Origin of the sequence: Mesorhizobium sp. B2-3-2, from assembly GCF_006442295.1 — a bacterium.
In the GTDB taxonomy this organism is placed as follows: Bacteria; Pseudomonadota; Alphaproteobacteria; order Rhizobiales; family Rhizobiaceae; genus Mesorhizobium.
The window spans coordinates 17,574-35,487 of sequence record NZ_VFWA01000009.1; the positions used below are offsets into that span (position 1 = coordinate 17,574).

24 protein-coding genes are annotated in these 17,914 nt (G+C 63.5%); 9 read left to right on the top strand and 15 right to left on the bottom strand.

Going from position 1 to position 17,914, the window contains the following annotated elements; all coding sequences use genetic code 11:
- Positions 1–7: 7 nt before the first annotated feature.
- The 5 genes from FJ964_RS20115 to FJ964_RS20135 form a co-directional block, all read right to left on the bottom strand.
- Positions 8–706 (bottom strand): RES family NAD+ phosphorylase, encoded by a 699-nt coding sequence (locus FJ964_RS20115; RefSeq protein ID WP_140552014.1) that lies wholly within the window; start codon positions 704–706, stop codon positions 8–10.
- Positions 700–1,110 (bottom strand): MbcA/ParS/Xre antitoxin family protein, encoded by a 411-nt coding sequence (locus tag FJ964_RS20120; RefSeq protein ID WP_140499170.1) that lies wholly within the window; start codon positions 1,108–1,110, stop codon positions 700–702. The genes FJ964_RS20115 and FJ964_RS20120 overlap by 7 nt, the downstream gene beginning before the upstream one ends.
- A gap of 171 nt (positions 1,111–1,281) precedes the next feature.
- On the bottom strand, positions 1,282–2,715 hold the full coding sequence (locus FJ964_RS20125) for an aldehyde dehydrogenase family protein (RefSeq protein WP_140552015.1): 1,434 nt from the start codon (positions 2,713–2,715) through the stop codon (positions 1,282–1,284).
- Positions 2,716–2,873: 158 nt separating this feature from the next.
- Positions 2,874–3,257, bottom strand: coding sequence for an ACT domain-containing protein (locus FJ964_RS20130; protein WP_140552016.1), 384 nt, complete (start codon positions 3,255–3,257; stop codon positions 2,874–2,876).
- Positions 3,258–3,277: 20 nt separating this feature from the next.
- The gene (locus FJ964_RS20135; RefSeq protein WP_140552017.1) at positions 3,278–3,745 is read right to left on the bottom strand and encodes a GNAT family N-acetyltransferase; all 468 of its coding nucleotides are present in this window, start codon (positions 3,743–3,745) and stop codon (positions 3,278–3,280) included.
- 384 nt (positions 3,746–4,129) lie between these two features.
- Here FJ964_RS20135 and FJ964_RS20140 point away from each other — a divergent pair, with 384 nt between their 5' ends.
- Together FJ964_RS20140 and FJ964_RS20145 are read left to right on the top strand one after the other, a co-directional pair.
- Positions 4,130–5,194, top strand: a complete 1,065-nt coding sequence (locus FJ964_RS20140) for a YeiH family protein (protein WP_140552018.1) — start codon at positions 4,130–4,132, stop codon at positions 5,192–5,194.
- A gap of 164 nt (positions 5,195–5,358) precedes the next feature.
- Positions 5,359–6,063 carry a DUF899 family protein gene (locus FJ964_RS20145; RefSeq protein WP_140552019.1) on the top strand — a complete coding sequence of 235 codons (705 nt, stop codon included), beginning with the start codon at positions 5,359–5,361 and terminating at the stop codon, positions 6,061–6,063.
- 32 nt (positions 6,064–6,095) lie between these two features.
- Here FJ964_RS20145 and FJ964_RS20150 read toward each other — a convergent pair whose 3' ends face one another.
- Positions 6,096–6,593, bottom strand: coding sequence for a GAF domain-containing protein (locus FJ964_RS20150; RefSeq protein ID WP_140552020.1), 498 nt, complete (start codon positions 6,591–6,593; stop codon positions 6,096–6,098).
- Between the two features lie 226 nt (positions 6,594–6,819).
- The gene (locus FJ964_RS20155) at positions 6,820–7,134 is read right to left on the bottom strand and encodes a co-chaperone GroES (protein ID WP_140552021.1); all 315 of its coding nucleotides are present in this window, start codon (positions 7,132–7,134) and stop codon (positions 6,820–6,822) included.
- Between the two features lie 245 nt (positions 7,135–7,379).
- Between FJ964_RS20155 and FJ964_RS20160 the strand changes: the two genes are divergently transcribed.
- Both FJ964_RS20160 and FJ964_RS20165 read left to right on the top strand, forming a co-directional pair.
- Positions 7,380–7,628 (top strand): hypothetical protein, encoded by a 249-nt coding sequence (locus FJ964_RS20160; RefSeq protein ID WP_140552022.1) that lies wholly within the window; start codon positions 7,380–7,382, stop codon positions 7,626–7,628.
- A complete protein-coding gene (locus FJ964_RS20165; RefSeq protein WP_140552023.1) occupies positions 7,625–7,891 on the top strand; it encodes a DUF1488 domain-containing protein in 267 nt (88 codons plus the stop codon). Before FJ964_RS20160 ends, FJ964_RS20165 begins: the two co-directional genes overlap by 4 nt.
- 25 nt (positions 7,892–7,916) lie before the next feature.
- Here FJ964_RS20165 and FJ964_RS20170 read toward each other — a convergent pair whose 3' ends face one another.
- Both FJ964_RS20170 and FJ964_RS20175 read right to left on the bottom strand, forming a co-directional pair.
- Positions 7,917–8,108: a hypothetical protein gene (locus tag FJ964_RS20170; protein ID WP_140552024.1), complete on the bottom strand. Its 192-nt coding sequence runs from the start codon at positions 8,106–8,108 to the stop codon at positions 7,917–7,919.
- Between the two features lie 5 nt (positions 8,109–8,113).
- A complete protein-coding gene (locus FJ964_RS20175) occupies positions 8,114–8,317 on the bottom strand; it encodes a hypothetical protein (RefSeq protein WP_140552025.1) in 204 nt (67 codons plus the stop codon).
- A 723-nt stretch (positions 8,318–9,040) separates the two neighbouring features.
- Here FJ964_RS20175 and FJ964_RS20180 point away from each other — a divergent pair.
- The 5 genes from FJ964_RS20180 to FJ964_RS20200 all read left to right on the top strand — a co-directional run bounded on the left by FJ964_RS20180 (position 9,041) and on the right by FJ964_RS20200 (position 15,417).
- Entirely contained in the window at positions 9,041–10,102 is a 1,062-nt protein-coding gene (locus FJ964_RS20180) for a LacI family DNA-binding transcriptional regulator (protein ID WP_140552026.1), read from the top strand.
- A gap of 64 nt (positions 10,103–10,166) precedes the next feature.
- Entirely contained in the window at positions 10,167–11,414 is a 1,248-nt protein-coding gene (locus tag FJ964_RS20185; protein ID WP_140552027.1) for a sugar ABC transporter substrate-binding protein, read from the top strand.
- A gap of 191 nt (positions 11,415–11,605) precedes the next feature.
- Entirely contained in the window at positions 11,606–12,535 is a 930-nt protein-coding gene (locus FJ964_RS20190; RefSeq protein ID WP_140552028.1) for a sugar ABC transporter permease, read from the top strand.
- Positions 12,535–13,392, top strand: a complete 858-nt coding sequence (locus tag FJ964_RS20195) for a carbohydrate ABC transporter permease (protein WP_140552029.1) — start codon at positions 12,535–12,537, stop codon at positions 13,390–13,392. The genes FJ964_RS20190 and FJ964_RS20195 overlap by 1 nt, the downstream gene beginning before the upstream one ends.
- Positions 13,393–13,413: 21 nt before the next feature.
- Positions 13,414–15,417: a glycoside hydrolase family 127 protein gene (locus tag FJ964_RS20200; RefSeq protein WP_140552030.1), complete on the top strand. Its 2,004-nt coding sequence runs from the start codon at positions 13,414–13,416 to the stop codon at positions 15,415–15,417.
- Between the two features lie 54 nt (positions 15,418–15,471).
- On the opposite strand, the gene FJ964_RS20205 is transcribed toward FJ964_RS20200, so the two are convergent.
- From FJ964_RS20205 to FJ964_RS20230, 6 genes are all read right to left on the bottom strand, one after another.
- Positions 15,472–15,870, bottom strand: coding sequence for a DUF1801 domain-containing protein (locus FJ964_RS20205; RefSeq protein WP_140552031.1), 399 nt, complete (start codon positions 15,868–15,870; stop codon positions 15,472–15,474).
- 98 nt (positions 15,871–15,968) lie between these two features.
- Positions 15,969–16,403 carry a DUF1801 domain-containing protein gene (locus tag FJ964_RS20210; RefSeq protein WP_140552032.1) on the bottom strand — a complete coding sequence of 145 codons (435 nt, stop codon included), beginning with the start codon at positions 16,401–16,403 and terminating at the stop codon, positions 15,969–15,971.
- Between the two features lie 6 nt (positions 16,404–16,409).
- Positions 16,410–16,631 carry a hypothetical protein gene (locus FJ964_RS20215; RefSeq protein WP_140552033.1) on the bottom strand — a complete coding sequence of 74 codons (222 nt, stop codon included), beginning with the start codon at positions 16,629–16,631 and terminating at the stop codon, positions 16,410–16,412.
- A 37-nt stretch (positions 16,632–16,668) separates the two neighbouring features.
- The gene (locus FJ964_RS20220; protein ID WP_140552034.1) at positions 16,669–17,061 is read right to left on the bottom strand and encodes a VOC family protein; all 393 of its coding nucleotides are present in this window, start codon (positions 17,059–17,061) and stop codon (positions 16,669–16,671) included.
- A gap of 75 nt (positions 17,062–17,136) precedes the next feature.
- Positions 17,137–17,568: an SRPBCC domain-containing protein gene (locus FJ964_RS20225; protein ID WP_140552035.1), complete on the bottom strand. Its 432-nt coding sequence runs from the start codon at positions 17,566–17,568 to the stop codon at positions 17,137–17,139.
- Positions 17,565–17,888, bottom strand: coding sequence for a metalloregulator ArsR/SmtB family transcription factor (locus FJ964_RS20230; RefSeq protein WP_140499215.1), 324 nt, complete (start codon positions 17,886–17,888; stop codon positions 17,565–17,567). Before FJ964_RS20230 ends, FJ964_RS20225 begins: the two co-directional genes overlap by 4 nt.
- Positions 17,889–17,914 lie beyond the last annotated feature (26 nt).

Here is a 17,914-nt window from a genome sequence, read left to right on the forward strand (position 1 = left end):
GCCGCCTTCAAGTGACCGCCAGCACCTTTCCCGTATCGTGCTGGCGCACGAAATCCACGCGGCCGCCGTTCCAGTGATAGCTGTAGTGGCGGCCTTGCACCGGTACTGAAATCGCATCCGGCCAGAAAATGCCGATGCACTGCCCGCTTGGCATGCGCACGCTGTTCCACACCAGCCCGTCGCTGCCGGCCGCACGCAAGGCGCGGCCTTCGGCCTGCGAGGCGGTGTAGTCGTCCGGGTCGAGCGCGCCGGGCACCGCGTTGACGTCATCGAGGTCGCGGTCGACGCTGCCGATCAGCACGCGGAAATCCGCCGTCCAGCCCGGCTCCTCCTTGGTGGCGCGCATGAAATTCTGGTGGTGGTGGATGGTTTCGGCCAGCGCCACCTCCTCGCTGTCGCCGGCATAGTAGATGCCGTAGCTGCCATCCGAGAAACGGCCGGGCCGCAGCGTCGAGCAATGCACGAAGGGCGCCATCACGAAGCTTGCGCCGGGTCCGGATACCCGCCTTGCGGCCGGCACCTTGCCGAGATCGCCGAGTTCCAGCCGGATGCGCGGATTGGTCTTCTCCTCGACGGCGGCCAGGGCCTCCCAGTCGCGCGGGTCGGCAATGTCCTCGAAGAGGTCAATCGGCGGATGAATGGAGCGAATGATGCGGAAGGTCTTGGGCCAGTGGACGCGGCGCCGGACCGCGAGCCCACTCACCATGCACCACGCTCCGCGTCGAGCCATTCGCGCATCGCTGCAAGGTCGGAGATTTCGCCGCGCAGCATCAGGTCGAGCGCCGACTGGCCACCGAAGGTCGCGTTGGGCTTGCGGATCCAGGCATAGCCGCGCGCCGGCTCGGTGAAGAGGTAGCGCAGGCCCTTGTGGATGCCCATCAGATGCGCCATGCGGGTGCGCAGGTCACGGTCGATCCTGCCGATGCCGCCTTCCTTCCAGCGCGCCCAGGTGCGCGCCGACATGCCGCCGAGCAGGATGCAGGCCTCAAGGTCGGTGAGGCCCCACGCCTTGAACAGATTGACCGTGGTGCGCGCCAAGGCGCCGGCCTCTTCATCAGAGATGGCGCTGCCGACCGCGGCCGGCGTGGTGACGATGGACTGAAGCTGCATTTTCGGCTCCCGCTATTGGCATAGATATAGCATGCATTTGCCAATTGGCAAGGAGCGTCGCAACCAAATCACCGAACCGGCGATGACAGCGTCCCCTCTCCCGTCACTATACGGGGAGAGGATGCCGGCAGACAGGTCAGGGGCGCCGGCTTCGGGCGATTGGCCAGTGCCTTACTGCGCCGCCTCGTACCCGGCGATCCCCTTGATCTCGAGGAAATCCTCCAGCCCGTATTCGGCGTATTCGCGGCCATTGCCCGACTGCTTGTAGCCGCCAAAGGGCAGGCCGGCGTCCCATTGGGGATAGTTGATATAGACGCTGCCGGAGCGCATGCGCGCCGCGACGTCGCGCGCCTTCTGGATGTCCTTGGCCTGGATGTAGGAGGCAAGGCCGTAGACGGTGTCGTTGGCCTGCTCGACCGCCTGTTCGACCGTATCATAGGGCACGATCGCCAGCACCGGCCCGAAAATCTCCTCGCGCGCGATACGCATGTCGTGGGTGACATCGGCGAACACGGTCGGCGTGACATAGTAGCCGCGGTTGAGTTCGGCCGGCCGGCCGGGGCCGCCCGCGACCAGCGTGGCGCCCTCGTCTATGCCGCTCTGGATCATGTCCTGAACCTTGTCGAACTGGGCTTGGCTAATGACAGGGCCGAGCTTGGTGCCGGGAGCGTCCGCCGGACCGACCACGAACTTTTCCGCCGCCGCCTTGGCATGAGAAGCCGCCTCGTCATGACGGTCGCGCGGCACGAACATGCGCGTCGGCGCGTTGCAGGACTGGCCGCTGTTGCTGAAGCAGCCGGCGACGCCTTTGGCCACGGCGGTGGCGAGGTCGACGTCCGGGAACAGGATGTTGGCCGACTTGCCGCCAAGCTCCTGGTGCACGCGCTTGACCGTATCGGCGGCGGCCTTGGCCACCAATATGCCGGCCCGGGTGGAGCCGGTGAACGACATCATGTCGATATCGGGATGGCTGGACAGCGCCTGGCCGACGCCGGGGCCGTCGCCATTGACGAGGTTGAACACGCCCTTCGGCACGCCGGCCTCGTCAATGATCTCGGCGAAGATGATGGCATCGAGCGGCGCGATCTCGGACGGCTTCAGCACCATGGTGCAGCCGGCGGCAAGTGCCGGACCCACCTTGCAGGTGATCTGGTTCAGCGGCCAGTTCCATGGTGTGATCAAGCCGACGACGCCGATCGGCTCCTTGACGATCAGCGAGGAGCCCTTGACCTGCCGGAACTGGAAGCTCTTCAGCACTTCCGCCATCTTGACCAGATGCGCAAGCCCGATGCCGACCTGGCTGTCGAGCGCCATCCGGCGCGGCGCGCCCATCTCGCGCGACACGGCGAGCGCCAAGTCCTGGCTGCGCTCCTTGTAGACTTCGATGACGCGGTTGAGGATGTCGAGCCGTTCCTCGACCGAGGTAAAGCCGAATGTGCCGAAGGCCCGCTTCGCGGCGGCCACCGCCTTGTCGACATCAGCCTTGGAGCCCAGCGAAATCTGCGCGAAGGCATCTTCGCTCGAGGGATCGATGACGTCGAGCGTATTGGGCACGACAGGATCGACCCACGCGCCGTCGATGTAGAACTGCAAAGTGTGTGACATGATTTCTCCTTGAGGGCGCGCCGTGTGGCCGTTCCGGCCGTGATATCTGGTTAGAAATAACGATGTGCGAATGGCGACGTCAAACGCAACCCCCGACCGGTTGAGCCAGTTCGCCGGCGATTGAGCCAGGCGGGCGGCGATAGCTCGAGCAGAACGAATTACAGCAGAGTATGCCCGGCTTCGCCCAGAAGCCGTATCGCCGCCACGCGATCGGCGGCTTTCACCAGCAGGTGATCGCCGTCGAAAGTCGACACCACGAAAATGCCCAGCTCGTTTTCCGACAGTGGCCTGATGACCGACAACACGATGCCGGTTTCATCGAAAGCGAAAGGCCCTTGGAGCTTGAAGGCGACCCACTCGTCATCCCGCTTGACGGAATCTGGAACGCGATCCTGCAGACAGGTGATCGAAAGTTCATCCTCGGTTCTGGTGATGCTGACGAAGCCTGGCCCGTCCGCCCAACCGGGAATGCCTGCTCCAGGCTCGAGCCGCGAAATCGCGTAGAGTCCCGGCAGTTGCTTGAGCCTGATTCTGACAGCCATTGTCGAACTCCGATTGCGGTCTACCCGGCAAGCCTCTTGCTCATATAAACAGTCGTGCCGTTCATGAACGGCTCCTCCCGGTCGATCCTATAGCCGTGTCTCTTGTAAAGCGACACATTGGCCGCAAAGGCGCCATTGGTCAGCAGGCGAAGTTCGCTGCGTCCCGCCTCGGCCGCCTTGCGTTCGGCCCGCCCCAGCAACAGCCGGCCGATCCCCCTTCCCTGCGCATGCGGCGCCACGCAGACATTCTCGATCCAGACATGATCATCGGCCGGCATGGTTTCGATCGCGCCGACGATTTCGCCCTCCTCGATCGCAAGGTCGAACTCATGCTCGGCAACGGCTATGTCATAGTCGGCGCGCATGGGCAGCGGCTCGCGGCCGATCAGCGGCACCCATTTGGCATAGGCCGCGCGCACGATGTCGCGGATGGCGGCGGCGTCGGCGGGCTCGGCCTGCCGGAACTGGATGGAAGGATTGATGCTCATCGAGAGGCTCCAGACATGAAAAACCCGCCGGCGGTTTCGCGGGCGGGGCTAGGAAGAACGAACCGGAATTAATGGGCCAGCTCTCGTCGTCGCGCAATCAGCATGCCGCCTCGCGGTGTACAGGTTCGGCATCGCATGACATTGGCGCGGGGAAAAACGAACATGGCGCCAAGCTGACGCAGCATGAGTGGCCCGTCAAGCCAATGCCAAGCCGCCTTCTGGCGGCGCCCAGCCTCTTTGCCGCGCTGCTTCATCAGCCTTGGCATTTTGGTTACGCAAACTTGGAGACCGTCCTGGAAAATCGATCATTCTAACGAAAATAATTCATTGGAAAGATTAGTTGGGGAATGACATTCCCCAAGCGAAGTTGCCTGGAGCATGATGTTGTCTTCCTTATCCCACATTGCGAACGATATTCCAAAAGGCCTGATTTCCGCCGAACCTGCGCAGGGCCGCAAGGCGCTCGACTCGACCAGGGCCGGCCCCATGCCCGGTGTGATATTGGTCGCGATGATCACCGCGGTGGCCTTCTCGGCCCGCAACGTCTCCGGCTTCGCCCTGTTCAGCCCGATGATCCTGGCCGTCGTCGCCGGCATGATCTACTCCAACGTGCTCGGCACGCCGGCGCACGCCAAGGCCGGCATCGCATTCTCGCAAAAGCGCCTGCTGCGCTTCGCCATCGTGCTGCTCGGCTTCCAGCTGACGCTCGGCCAGGTCGTCTCGATCGGCGCGGGCGGCATCGGCATTGTCGCGGCCACGCTTGGCGCCACCTTCCTCTTCACCCTCGCGCTCGGCCGGCTGATCGGCGTCGACGCCAAGCTGGCGCAGCTGATCGCCGCCGGCACCTCGATCTGCGGCGCCTCGGCAATCGTGGCAACCAACATTGTCACCGACGCGCGCGACGAGGACGTCACCTACGCCGTCGCCTCGATCACCTTGTTCGGCACCGTCGCCATGCTCGGCTTCCCGCTGCTGGCGCCGCTGCTCGGCCTCGACCAGCATGCTTTCGGCCTGTGGGCGGGCGCCTCGATCCACGAGGTGGCGCAAGTCATCGGCGCCGGCTTCCAGAACGGCACCCAGTCGGGCGAGATCGCCACCGTCGCCAAGCTCACCCGCGTCGCCATGCTGGCGCCGATGGTCATCGCGCTGGGCCTGACGGCGCGCCGCAAGGGCAGCAGCGACCAGCAGGCGGCGCGCCCGCCCATGCCATTGTTCGTCGCCGCCTTCGTCGCTGTCGCGGCTCTGAACAGCCTTGTCACGATGCCCGCCGGCGTGAAGTCGGCGATGGCACTCGCCACCACCATCATGCTGACCATGGGGCTCGCCGCCATGGGCCTGCAGGCCGATATTTCGCAGCTGCGCTCACGCGGCCTGCGCCCGCTGGCACTCGCCTTCTCGGCCTTCCTGTTCATCGGCGGCTTCAGCCTGATGCTGGTGAAGTTCGCCTGAGCCTTGCTGCAATTCAGATCGCACCGGCACGAACAGCAAACCTCATCCGCGGGCCTACCGCGTTGACGTGGCAGTGTTCGGCTCCGCTTCAGGAGGGTTGTTGACTTCTGGGCCTATTGCCCAACTTTGCTGTGGTAGTACGGATGCCATTTGGAGGATTTCCGATGAACATCATTACACCCACGGCCGCCGAGAAGCTGGCGGAAAAAGCGCGGACACCCTTTCCCGGCGCGAGCGATGAGTACCGGAAAGCCCGCCAGGCACTGCTGAAGGACGAGATCGAATTTCGCAGACACATGACCGAGGTCACGGAACGGCGCCGACACCTTCCGGACGGACCCGTCATCGAGACAGATTATCGCTTCAGGGACGCCAATGGCGCGGATCTCGGGCTTTTCGAACTGTTCGGGGACAAGGATGCACTCGTGACCTATTTTTGGATGTTCGGACCCGAGCGCGCACGCCCATGTCCAATGTGCACCAACTGGTTGGGTGCGGTGAATGGAAACGCTGCTGACATCAAGCAGCGCATCGCCCTGAAGATCCTTGGACGCAGCCCGGTCGAGCGGCAGATCGCATTCGCGCAGGAACGGGGGTGGCGCGATCTGGATTTTGTCCAGACGGTGGGCGACACCTATGCCAACGACCTCGGACTGATCAACGCCGATGGCAGCGAGAACCCGGCTCTGGTGGTGTTCAAGCGCGACGGCGAGCGCGTGCGCCTTTTTTGGGCGAGCGAGATGTCGGCGGAAATGGCTGATCCCGGCCAGGATCCGCGAGACGCACCGGACATCGCCTCCCTCTGGTCAATCCTGGACCTTACGCCGGGTGGACGCGGAACGGACTGGTATCCGAAACTCAGCTACTAGAGCTCAGTGTCGCGAAACCACAGGCTTTTTGCCTAATCCGCGAACGAACTCGCCGCGACATAGATCGCCGCCAATGTCTCGATTCCCGCCTGGTCTGCCTTGTCGAAGCGACCGGGCAGCGGGCTGTCGAGATCAAGCACGCCGAAGACGCCGTCATCGTCTTCCAGGAGCACGACCAGTTCCGAACGCGAATCGACGTCGCAGGCGATGTGGCCGGGGAAATCGTGCACGTCCTTGATCAGCATCGAGGTGCCGAGTTCGACCGCCGTGCCGCACACGCCCTTGCCGACGGCGATACGCACGCAAGCCGGCTTGCCCTGGAACGGACCCAGCACCAATTCCTCGTCGGAGGCCAGGAAATAGAAGCCCGCCCAGTTGAGATCAGGCACCATCTGGAAGATCAGCGCCGCCGTGTTGGCGGCATTGGCGATCGAGTCGCCCTCGCCCTCGAGCAGCGCCTTCAGTTGCGCGGCGAGGTCGCGGTAGAACGCGGCCTTGTCCGAGATGTCGATAGCCTTGGCGGCAAACATGGCTTGTCTCCGAAGTGAGAATCGCGGTTCCGTTTTCCGCAAGCTCTCTGCACAAACGACCACAGGGCATACTAGCGTGAAATCCAACCGATCCGAAAGCCGCAAGATCAGGATCGCCGCCGGCGTCGTCGCGCATCGGTGGAGAATTTGATTTCCTTGGCAGACATGATTTTATCCAGTTCGCATTTGGGGTGAGCCGACACCGCGCAGAGGCGCGGTGCTTCAGTCAGGCGGCCTTCTTGGCTTCGGCGCTTTCTTCGATGACGCCCATAATGTCGGCTTCCTTCATGATCAGGAGGTCCTCGCCGTCGATCTTGACCTCCGTGCCCGACCATTTGCCGAACAGGATCAAGTCGCCGGCCTTGACGTCGAGCGGAACAAGCGCGCCGTTTTCGTCGCGGGCGCCGGGACCAACCGCGATCACTTCGCCTTCCTGCGGCTTTTCCTTGGCATTGTCGGGAATGATGATGCCGCCCTTGGATTTGATATCGCCGTCGGCGCGCCGGATGACGACGCGGTCGTGGAGTGGCCGAAATTTCATGAGACTTCTTTCTGGGGCCGGCATAGGCGGCCGCTGCATTCATACAGGCGGTTTGGCACTCGATAGATAGGAGTGCCAAAATTTATTCCGCGCTGATATTAAATAATCAAAAGTATTATTCGGCGCCCGGTTTCGTGGTAGCGGAAACCCACCAAATATTTCAAAAATTTGAATTTTCCCGGCCGAGTCCCTATTTATCCGACGAGTTCATTTTCACGATTTCAGACGCAAGGGAGATTTCCTCGATGGCCGACGGCAACCAGACGATCATGGAAAAAGCTGAAGCCCGCTTTGTCGACAAGCAGAAGAAGACGGCGGAGCGCAACAAGGCAACCGCCGAATATATGTCCGAAGCGAGGGCCAGGGAAATCAAGACGGCAAGGCTGAGGCAATTGCGGCTGGCCAAGGAAGAGGCCGACCGCCTGGCCGAGGCCCTGAACCCGACGCCGAAGAAGAAACGCGCGGTGAAGAAAACGACGGAGGCAAAATCATGAGCCTGACCTTCCCCAACCGCAGCCGCAGCTATGACGAAGCCGGCAAGCGCATCCGTTTCGTCGGCTATGACGGCATGTTCCAGATTTCCTTCTCGGTCGCCGCCGATGCGATGACCAGGATGCAGCCGGCGACGGCAGCCAATGAAGCCGGCTATCTCGCCACCTTCGACACCGAGAGCAGTGTCATCCGCGACGTAGCGTCAAAGGCCTATGACCGCACGCGCAAGAGCATGTATGTGCTGACGGCTGAAGACTTCCGCTGAGACGACACACGCGGTCGGCACCGGATCAGGATTTACGCTCCGCCTTCTCCCGGCGCTTGACGTCCCGGACATTCATCTGATCGACCATGGCGTTGGCGTCGCGCGGGCTCATGCCGACTATCGCCCTTTGCCTGACGACGACGGGCTGGCCGGTGAAGACGTCGATGATGGCCCAGCTTTGGGGCAGATCCATGCGCAGTGCGTAGCGGTTGGCCATGAGCCTCAGCCCTGCAGCATGAAGACCATGCCCAGGACCGATACCGTCCAGGCGACAGCCGAAAGCTTCAGCACCATGCCGCCATGCGCGGCCAGAGCCTCCCGCAGCCGCGGGGCGATACCTGCCGGCGGGACCGACTCTATCGCGACGGCAAGGGGTCCCTTGGCGCCAAGTTTTCCAAAGACGGGCAACAGCGACGGTTCACGCACGAAAAATGGCCTCGAATGTCGGGGAAAGTCGGAGCGGCAAGCGCGCGCTCCCATAGCACTCTTTTGGCGAGAGCCCTGCATGCCAAATGCAAATAGGCTGCTTTAACACCGGCCGCATGCCCTTCCTGACCTCGATCGTCAGATGCGCCAATGACTGAAAGCGCGCAAGTCGCCTGGGCAACGGGCGCGTCGCCGTCACAACCAAGACGAGGACAGGGAAATGTCCGGCCCAAGCAACAAATGCAAGCTGGCAAGGCCCATCGCCCTCGATGGTCCGACGCATGCTCTACGCTATATGATTTTGGAGGCCTCGCCTCGGGATCGAACCGAGGCTTCAGAGATTTGCCGTCTCCAGCGTAGCCGCTCCGCCACGAGGCCATGACTAGCGAACTAACCGATAATATTTGCGGAAGCGTTAAGTCCGAAGAGTCGTTTATAGACATGTCGCCGATCGCTTTGGCGGCCCGCGCCGTGCTAGCACTGACGGCTGCCAGGAATTCGCCTGATGAACTCGCCGGGCGCAAGGCCTGTGAGCCCGCCCTCCGGCGGCCGGCTCGCGCCACCGGAGGACCAGCCACTTTTTCCCTTGAACAGTCTCTCGATCTCGCTTAGTTTGGGTTGAGAAAAGGTTTTTCCAAACATTTCCGATCGGGCTCGGCCATTGGCCGGGCCTCATTCCGGCCTGCAAGAGAAAACCTTTTCCCAATCGGGATTCTCGCCGCGATGGCATTGGACGATCAGCCAGCCTTTCCCAAGCCCGTCACCTTGCGTGACGTGGCGGCCGAGGCTGGCGTCAGCGTCGCCACCGCCTCGAAGGCGCTCAACGACCAGGGCCGCATGACCGCCGAAACCCGCGAACGCATCCGCGAGACTGCGCAGCGCCTCGGCTTCCGGCCTAACAGCCTGGCGCAGAGCCTGCTGCGGCGGCGCTCCTTCACCGTCGGCCTGCTCACCAACGATACCTATGGCCGCTTCTCGCTGCCGCTGATGTCGGGCATATCAGACGCGCTGGTCGACGCCGGCGTCTCGGTGTTCCTGTGCAATGTCGAGGAGGATCCGCGTCTCGGCCAGCTCCATGTCGAGGCTATGCTCGATAAGCGTGTCGACGGCATCATCGCCACCGGCAAGCGCATCGACCGCCATCTGCCGGTCGACCTGTCCAATCTGCGCATCCCGGTGATCTATGCCTTCACCCAGCCCGATCCCGACGCCGTCGCCTTCGTCTCCGACGACGCCGGGGGCGCGCGGCTGGCGGTGGAGCATTTCTGTCGACTCGGCCGCAGGCGCATCGCCCATGTCTCGGGTCCGGCGACCTTTGCCGTGGTGCACGCCCGCGCCCAGGCCTATCGCGATGTTCTGACCGAGAACGGCCTGTCAGTTACCGAGCCGCTGCTCGGCTCGTGGTCGGAGGCCTGGGGACACGAAGCCGTGGCGAGGCTGTTCGACGGCGCGGCCGACGGCGCAAGCGAAAGGCCGGACGCCGTCTTCTGCGGCAACGACCAGATCGCGCGCGGCGTCATCGATGCGTTGCGCGAACGCGGTCTCGACGTGCCCGGCGATGTCGGCGTCATCGGTTTCGACAATTGGGAGATCGTGGCCGAGGCGACGCGCCCACCGTTGACCTCGATCGACATGAACCTGGCTGCGCTCGGCCGCGAAGCGGGGCTGACCTTGCTTTCCCTGGTCGGCGGCAAGCCCGCCGCGCCAGGCATCCGGAAACTGCCGTGCCGGCTGGTGGTGCGTCAGTCATGCGGCCGCCTGCCAGATGGTGAGAAAGACGGCTGAAGAACCAAAAGGCCGCAATCGGCGGCAAGCCGCGCGTCGCGGCAAAAACGTGGAGGAGGAGAACATGAGGACTTTGATTGCCAGACTGGCCTTGACGGCCGCCGTACTCGGCTGCGGGCTGCAATTTGCCGCCGCCGAGACCGCCAACATCTGGGTGCGCGCCGACGGCTCGAACTTCATGCCGCGCATCGTCGATGCCTACAACAAGGGCCACACCAACCAGATCAAGCTCGACATCATCCCCAATGCCGAGATCATTCCGAAATATGGTGCCGCCGCCGCCGGCGGCACTGCGCCCGACGCGCTGTCGCTAGACCTGATCTACACGCCCTCCTTCGCCGCCGCCGGCCAGTTGGAGGACATCACCGACTGGGCGAAATCCCTGCCTTATTTCGCCAGCCTGTCACCGGCTCATGTGAAGACCGGCACGTACAAGGACCGCATCTACGGCCTGCCCTTCTCCGCCGACGCCTCCGTGCTGATCTGGAACAAGAAGCTGTTCAAGCAGGCCGGCCTCGACCCCGAAAAGGGCCCGGCCAATTGGGCCGAGATCGAAGCCGACGCCGAAAAGGTCAATGCGCTCGGCGGCAACATCAAGGGCTTCTACTTCTCCGGCAATTGCGGTGGCTGCAATATCTTCACCTTTACGCCGCTGGTCTGGGCCTCCGGCGGCGACATCCTCTCGCAGGACGGCTCCAAGGCGACGCTGGACAGCCCGCAGCTACGCGGCGCCATCGACCTCTACCGCTCGATGGTCAAGAAGGGCCTGGTGCCGGAAGGCGCCCAGACCGATACCGGCGCCAATTTCTTCGCCGCCTTCGCCGGCGGCAACATCGGCATCTCGCCGTCGGGCGCCTTCGCCATCGGCGCGCTCAACACCCAGTACCCCGACATCGACTACGGCATCACCTTCCTGCCGGGCAAGGATGGCGGCTGGTCGTCCTTTGCCGGCGGCGATAATTTCGTCGTCACCAAGGGCACCAAGAAGATCGATGTGGTGAAGGAGTTCCTCGACTTCGCCTATTCGCTGGAAGGCCAGACGATCCTGGCCAAATATGGCAGCCTGCCGGTGCGCGGCGACATCGCCAAGGACGCGCTGAAGGACCTCGACCCGCGCTACCAGGTCGCGGCCGAGGCGATGGCCAAGGGCAAGACGCCCTATTCGGTAGTGTTCAACGACCTGATCAACTCCGCCAACGGTCCGTGGACGCAGATGATCAACGAGGTCTTCTTCGGCGACGACGTCGACGGCGCCATCGCCAACGCCCAGGAGACCATGCAGTCGATCATCGACCAGGCGCCGCAGAAATAGGCGCCTGCCGGCCGCCTGCCTGTCTCCCTGGGCGGGTGGCCGGAATTCGCATCGCCAACGGCAGGGCTAATCCACATGGAAGCTTCGAGACATCTGCCCGGCCTATCCAGCTTGGGTTCCCCGCCCTCGCGAAGTGGGGGAGAGGAACCCAAGCTGGAATTGTCACCCCAACCGGAGGAGAGCGAGCGGCCATGACCACCATCACAGCCGCCACCACCGCACCGTCCCGCGCCCGAAAACTGGTCGGCGCCGGGCGCCGGCAATGGATCGGTCTCATCTACGTCGCGCCGGCCGTGGCGCTGGTCATGGTGTTTTTCGTCATTCCGCTCGGCATGACGGCGTGGATGTCGCTGCACAATTGGCCTCTGATGGGCGAGCACTCCTTCATCGGCCTCGACAATTACGTGGCGATCCTGCGCGACACCAGGTTCTGGAATGCACTGAAATTCACCGGCTACTACACGGTGATCGTCACCATCGCGATCTTCGCCGTCGCCTTCCCGCTGGCCATCTTCATCGAACGGCCGCGCCGGCTGACCAATCTCTACCGCACCGCCTTCTTCATGCCGGCCGTGGTCGGTTTCGCCTCGGCGAGCCTGCTCTGGTCATGGCTGCTCAACGTCGATTCCGGCCTGTTCAGCCCGGCCGCCTACAACCTCGGCCTGATCGACAGGAAATTCAATCTTCTGGCCACCTTCCAGCCCGCCTTCTGGTCGATCATCGCCATGGTGGTGTGGAAGGTCGCCGGCTTCACCATGATCATCCTGATGACCGGCCTGCAATCGATCCCGCAGGATTTGCAGGAAGCGGCCGTCATCGACGGCGCCGGCCCGTTCGCAAGATTCCGGGCCATCACCTTGCCGCTGATGCGCCGCACCCTGGCGCTGGCCCTGATCCTGTCGGTGGCCGGTTCGGTCCTCGCCTTCGACCAGTTCTACATCATCCTGCGCGGCGGCCCGCGCAACCAGACGCTGACGGCGGTGTACTGGATTTTCAACCAGTCTTTCGTGTCGTTCAAGCTCGGCTATGGCGCGGCACTCTCCATGGTGCTGCTGGTAATCCTTGTTGCGCTCAGCCTCGTGCAGCTCTGGCTGCTGAGGAAGCCCGAGGGCCTCGACTGATGGCGCAGGCAATGTCCACTCAAGGCAAGCTCGCTGCCAGCGTCGCCAGGCACTCTACCGGCATCATCGCCTCGGTGCTGTTCGTGGCGCCGATCGTGTGGGCCGCGCTGTCGGCCTTCAAGCCGGCGCAGGAGGCGCGCCAGCCGCCGTTGCCGCCCTGGCCGACGACAGGCTTCTCGCTGGAGAACTACGCCACCCTCAACACGTTCGGCGACGGGCTCTGGGTCTCGGCGCAGAACAGCATCTACGTCTCTGTCATGACCGTGCTGGTCTCGGTCGTCGTCTCCGTGCTCGCCGGCTATGGTTTCTCGCGCTTCCGATTTCCGCTCAAGGACCTGTTCTTCGTCCTCATCCTGTCGACGATCATGATTCCGTTCCAGTCGATCCTGACGCCGATCTTCCTGGTGCTGACCAAGCTCGGCCTGCACAACACGCTGACCGGGCTGGTCGGCGTCTATGTCACGCTGCAACTGCCGTTCTCGATCTTCATGATGCGCAACGCCTTCGACGCGGTGCCGCGCGAGATCGAGGAGGCCGCGCGCATGGACGGCGCCGGAAACGCCACCATGCTGTTGAAGGTGATGCTGCCGCTGGTCTGGCCGGGCGTCGTCACCATCGCGCTGTTCGCCTTCCTCGGCGCCTGGAACGAGTTCCTCGCCGCTCTGGTGCTGATGACCGACCAGTCCAAATTCACGCTGCCGGTGATGATGACCGCACTCCAGTCCGGCCGCTTCGGCGCCATCGACTGGGGCGCGGTGCAGGCGGGCGTCACGGTGATGATGGTGCCGTGCCTGATCCTGTTCCTGGCTTTGCAGCGCTTCTACATCCGCGGCCTGATGGCCGGGGCCGTCAAGTAATCGATCGAATGGAGTAAGTTCATGACCGCATCGTCATCCGCCAAGCCTGCCAGCGCCTCCAGGCCCAAACTCGCCTTCCGGCCGCTGCCGGTGCCGCAGGTCGACGTGCACGGCTTCTGGGGCGACCGTGCCGACGCCGTCGCCGCGCGCACCGCCGATATCCTCTACGACCGCTGCGTCGAGGCGGGCATGCTGGAGCAGATCGATCCGGACCGGCCCTCGCCCGGCGTGGTCATCCCGTTCCATTCCCCTTCGCCCGACGAGGCGGCTTCCCCCGGCTTCACCGGCTCGACGGTGACGACGCAGATGTTCTGGGACTCCGACTGGGGCAAGACGATCGAGACGGCGGCCTATTCGCTCTACCGCGCCAAGAACCCGGAGCTGGAGAAGAAGATCGACGCCGTCATCGACCTCTACGAAAAGCTGCAGCAGCCGGACGGCTATCTCTCGAGCTGGTACCAGCGCATCCAGCCCGGCCTGCGCTGGACCAATCTGCGCGACTGCCACGAGCTCTATTGCGCCGGCCACCTGATCGAGGGCGCCGTCGCCTATTACCAGGCGACCGGAAAGCGCAAGCTGCTCGACGTCATGTGCCGCTATGCCGACCATATTGCCTCGGTGCTCGGGCCCGAGCCCGGCAAGAAGAAGGGCTATTGCGGCCATGAGGAGATCGAGCTTGCACTGGTGAAGCTCGCGCGCGTGACGGGCGAGAACAAATACATGGAGCTGGCGAAATATTTCATCGACCAGCGCGGGCAGCAACCGCATTATTTCGACGAGGAGGCGCGCGCCCGCGGCGCCGATCCCAAGGCCTATCATTTCAAGACCTATGAATACAGCCAGTCGCACATTCCGGTGCGCGAGCAGGACAAGGTCGTGGGCCATGCGGTAAGGGCGATGTATCTCTATTCCGGCATGGCCGACATCGCCACCGAATATGGCGACGACAGCTTGCGGATGGCACTCGACCGGCTGTGGGACGATCTTACCAGCAAGAATCTCTACATCACCGGCGGGCTCGGTCCGTCGGCGCACAATGAGGGTTTCACCAGCGACTTCGACCTGCCCAATGAAAGCGCCTACGCCGAGACCTGTGCCGCCGTCGGCCTGGTGTTCTGGGCCAGCCGCATGCTCGGCATGGGGCCGAACGCCCGCTACGCCGACATCATGGAACGGGCGCTCTACAACGGCTCGATCTCGGGCCTGTCGCTCGACGGCTCGCTGTTCTTCTACGAAAACCCGCTGGAAAGCCGGGGGCGGCACAACAGATGGAAATGGCACCGCTGCCCGTGCTGCCCGCCCAATATCGGGCGCATGGTGGCCTCGATCGGCGGCTATTTCTACAGCCTGGCGGACGATGCGCTTGCCGTCCATCTCTATGGCGATTCCACCGCTCGTTTCGACATAGCGGGCGTGCCGGTAGCACTGACGCAGGCGAGCCGCTACCCCTGGGACGGCGCGGTCGCCATCACCATCGAGCCGCAGGCGCCGGTCGCCTTCACCCTGCATCTGCGCGTGCCGGCCTGGAGCACCGGCGCGACGCTCAAGGTCAATGACGAGACGGTGAAGCTCGAGGACGTCACCAGCGAGGGTTACGCAGCGATCCGGCGCACATGGAAGAAAGGCGATAGCGTCCGCCTCGATCTCGAAATGCCGATCGAACGGCTCTACGCCAACCCGCAGGTGCGTCAGGACGCCGGCCGCGTGGCGCTGTCGCGCGGCCCGCTGATCTACTGCGTCGAGGCGACCGACAATGATGGCAGCCTGCATCGCATCGTATTGCCGCGCATCGCAAGCATCGAGGCGCATGACGAGCCGGATCTGCTGGGCGGCGTGGTGACGCTTTCGGCCGCGGCACTGGCCGATACCGATGAGGGCTGGCAAAACGGGCTCTACCGCACCGATCCGCCCGCTGCCACACAGACGCGGCTGACCGCGATCCCCTATTTCGCCTGGGACAACCGCGAGCCCGGCGAGATGCTGGTGTGGCTGAGGGACGGGGGAGGCCAGAACGGCGCGCGATGAAGGCGACAGCCTTCGTTCTGCCCGCCGCGTTCTTCGGTGCCAGTCACATGGAGCCTATCGCCGGGCCTTTGACTTGTTCAGAGCGACGGCGGCTCGGATAAGCGCCTTGAACGCGTCCTCGTCGACCTCCTCGCCCTCTTGGAAATCGATGGCGCGCCTGGTGTTCCCTTCCAGGCTGGAGTTGAACAGGTGCGATGGATCGGGCAGCGCCGCACCTTTGGCGAAGGTCAGCTTGACGACGTTCTTGTAGGTCTCGCCGGTGCAGATCATTCCGGCATGCTCCCACACCGGGACCCCTCGCCACTTCCACTCCTCGACGATCTCGGGGTCGGCCTGCCTGATCAGGCCGCGCAGCCGGCTCAGCATCTCGCCGCGCCAGTCGCCGAGCTCCTCGATCCTGCCGTCTATGAGCTGCGAAGGAGACCTTTCCTCTGGCGACCCGCTCTTCGTCATGTCCGTTCTCCTTCAAGCTTGAGGGCGATCACCGCCCCGTCCGCCCGATCATAGGCGCTCTGTTGCGCGCGGCAAATCCGGGCCCCGGCGCGCAAATCTCACATCCGTTCGCCGGGCAATCGGCTCGCCTGCTTCACCCAGTCGGTGAACTGGGCCTCGTCGAACTCGTCCTCATGAATATCAAGGTAACGCGTGTCCTTGCTCTTGGACTGGCCAGGCGGCACCGGGCGCAGCGACATGCCGCGGAAGAAGGCCACCTTTATGTATTTCGTGAAGCAATGAAAGCTGAGGAACCAGCCCTCGCCTTCCATGCCATAGAAGGGTGAGTTCCATTTGACCGCCTTATGCACGCCCGGGACAGCCTGCTCGATCAGCGTGTCGATGCGCTGGCCAACCTCGCGCTTCCAGTCCGGCATGGCCGCGATATAGGCCTGCACCGGCGCATCGCCATAGCCCTTGGCGATCTGCGGGTTGCCGCCGGACAGCAACTTTACGGAAGGAGCCTCAGTAGCGGGTTTGGTCGATTTCGCCATCCGTTCCTATCCATTGGCGCGCTGAACGTCGCGTGTCTTTGCGACATAGGGCAGTACGAACATGTAGAGGCCGCTGAACAGCAGGAGGAACAGTGGCAGGAGCGGTGAATAGACCACCCAGGCGGGCGGCTGCCCGAACGCCATGGTGATGAAGTTCGCGGCCACGGTTGCCGTGAAGATGATCGACAACCAGCGGTGAATTTGCCTGATCCACTTGCTCCAGTCCAATGCTGCCTCCTTTGCAATATGCGTTGAAATCGGGGCCCTACCAGCGCGCCAGCTGCGTGATCTGGATGAGGTTGCCGCAGCTGTCGTTGAGCTGCGCGATGGTCGAACCGGTCACCTCCGTCGGCGCCATGGCGAAGGCCGCGCCCCGCGCCTTGATGCGCTCGTGATCGCCCTTGATGTCGTCGGTGAAGAGCATCAGCGCCGGCTGGCCCTGCTTGAACAGGGCCTGCTGGTAGGCCTTGGCCGCCGGGTTATCGTTCAGCGCAAGCTGCAGCTCGGTTCCCTCAGGCTCCTCCGGCGAGGCGACGGTCAGCCAGCGAAACGGACCGTTGCTGAAATCGGCCTTCCTGGTGAAGCCCAGCACGTCGGTGTAGAAGGCAAGTGCCTTCTCCTGATCGTCCACATAGACGCGGGTCAATTTGATCTTCATCGCATGTCCTCCATAGGTTTCGTTTGCGGCGGGCCGCCCTCGAACGGCCTCGCCATGAACCCCGGCCGGCGGATTTCAGTCCGTCCGCGCCAGGAGCTCTTCCAGCTTCTCCAGGAATTTCGGCCATCCCATCTTGGCGCCGCCATAGGCCCGCCTTTGCTCGGGCCGGAAACCGGACTGCTCCATGCGCAGATGGGTTCCGGCAGGCGTCGGGGTGAGCGTGAAGGTCACCACGCTCCTGAGATCGAAGGCCGGGTCCTGGTGCGCGAGGTTCCAGGTATAGGACAGCGTCTTGTGCGGCTCGACGGCAAGCACCTCGCAATCCAGCACGCCGCCCCAGGCGGTGCTGATGTTGAAGCGATGGCCCACGACCGGATTCAAATCGTTCTTCATCAGCCACTCCTCGATCAGATGCGGTTGCGTCAGCGCGCGCCAGAGCTTTTCGGGCGGATGGGAAATCTGCCGCTCGACGACGACAGTGCGGGTCCCGGCGGCACTGTCGTTCACTGGTCCATCCTTTTGAGCAGATCCTCGAGATCGTCGAACCGGCTTTCCCAGAACCCGGCCATCTCCCGTGTCCAGTCCATCAGCGGCGCCAGTGCGCCGAGCTGTGCGCTGTAATGCGTCTGGCGGCCTTCATGGCGGTCGCGCACCAGCCCGGCCTGCTTCAGCACGCCAAGATGCTTCGACACTGCCGGCTGCGAGACCCCCGACTGGATCGTCAGCGCTCCCACCGTCTGCTCTCCCTGGCGGCACAGTCGTTCGAAGATGGCGCGCCGCGTCGGGTCGGCAAGCGTCCTGAAGAGCGCATCATGAGCATCCGGCATTTAATCGATAACCCGTTGGCTATTGA

Bases quoted from the DNA above. Each gene is read 5' to 3' on its own strand.
- FJ964_RS20115 (WP_140552014.1), bottom strand. From the start codon at position 706: ATGGTGAGTGGGCTCGCGGTCCGGCGCCGCGTCCACTGGCCCAAGACC.
- FJ964_RS20120 (WP_140499170.1), bottom strand. From the start codon at position 1,110: ATGCAGCTTCAGTCCATCGTCACCACGCCGGCCGCGGTCGGCAGCGCC.
- FJ964_RS20125 (WP_140552015.1), bottom strand. From the start codon at position 2,715: ATGTCACACACTTTGCAGTTCTACATCGACGGCGCGTGGGTCGATCCT.
- FJ964_RS20130 (WP_140552016.1), bottom strand. From the start codon at position 3,257: ATGGCTGTCAGAATCAGGCTCAAGCAACTGCCGGGACTCTACGCGATT.
- FJ964_RS20135 (WP_140552017.1), bottom strand. From the start codon at position 3,745: ATGAGCATCAATCCTTCCATCCAGTTCCGGCAGGCCGAGCCCGCCGAC.
- FJ964_RS20145 (WP_140552019.1), top strand. From the start codon at position 5,359: ATGAACATCATTACACCCACGGCCGCCGAGAAGCTGGCGGAAAAAGCG.
- FJ964_RS20150 (WP_140552020.1), bottom strand. From the start codon at position 6,593: ATGTTTGCCGCCAAGGCTATCGACATCTCGGACAAGGCCGCGTTCTAC.
- FJ964_RS20155 (WP_140552021.1), bottom strand. From the start codon at position 7,134: ATGAAATTTCGGCCACTCCACGACCGCGTCGTCATCCGGCGCGCCGAC.
- FJ964_RS20160 (WP_140552022.1), top strand. From the start codon at position 7,380: ATGGCCGACGGCAACCAGACGATCATGGAAAAAGCTGAAGCCCGCTTT.
- FJ964_RS20165 (WP_140552023.1), top strand. From the start codon at position 7,625: ATGAGCCTGACCTTCCCCAACCGCAGCCGCAGCTATGACGAAGCCGGC.
- FJ964_RS20170 (WP_140552024.1), bottom strand. From the start codon at position 8,108: ATGGCCAACCGCTACGCACTGCGCATGGATCTGCCCCAAAGCTGGGCC.
- FJ964_RS20180 (WP_140552026.1), top strand. From the start codon at position 9,041: ATGGCATTGGACGATCAGCCAGCCTTTCCCAAGCCCGTCACCTTGCGT.
- FJ964_RS20185 (WP_140552027.1), top strand. From the start codon at position 10,167: ATGAGGACTTTGATTGCCAGACTGGCCTTGACGGCCGCCGTACTCGGC.
- FJ964_RS20190 (WP_140552028.1), top strand. From the start codon at position 11,606: ATGACCACCATCACAGCCGCCACCACCGCACCGTCCCGCGCCCGAAAA.
- FJ964_RS20195 (WP_140552029.1), top strand. From the start codon at position 12,535: ATGGCGCAGGCAATGTCCACTCAAGGCAAGCTCGCTGCCAGCGTCGCC.
- FJ964_RS20200 (WP_140552030.1), top strand. From the start codon at position 13,414: ATGACCGCATCGTCATCCGCCAAGCCTGCCAGCGCCTCCAGGCCCAAA.
- FJ964_RS20205 (WP_140552031.1), bottom strand. From the start codon at position 15,870: ATGACGAAGAGCGGGTCGCCAGAGGAAAGGTCTCCTTCGCAGCTCATA.
- FJ964_RS20210 (WP_140552032.1), bottom strand. From the start codon at position 16,403: ATGGCGAAATCGACCAAACCCGCTACTGAGGCTCCTTCCGTAAAGTTG.
- FJ964_RS20220 (WP_140552034.1), bottom strand. From the start codon at position 17,061: ATGAAGATCAAATTGACCCGCGTCTATGTGGACGATCAGGAGAAGGCA.
- FJ964_RS20230 (WP_140499215.1), bottom strand. From the start codon at position 17,888: ATGCCGGATGCTCATGATGCGCTCTTCAGGACGCTTGCCGACCCGACG.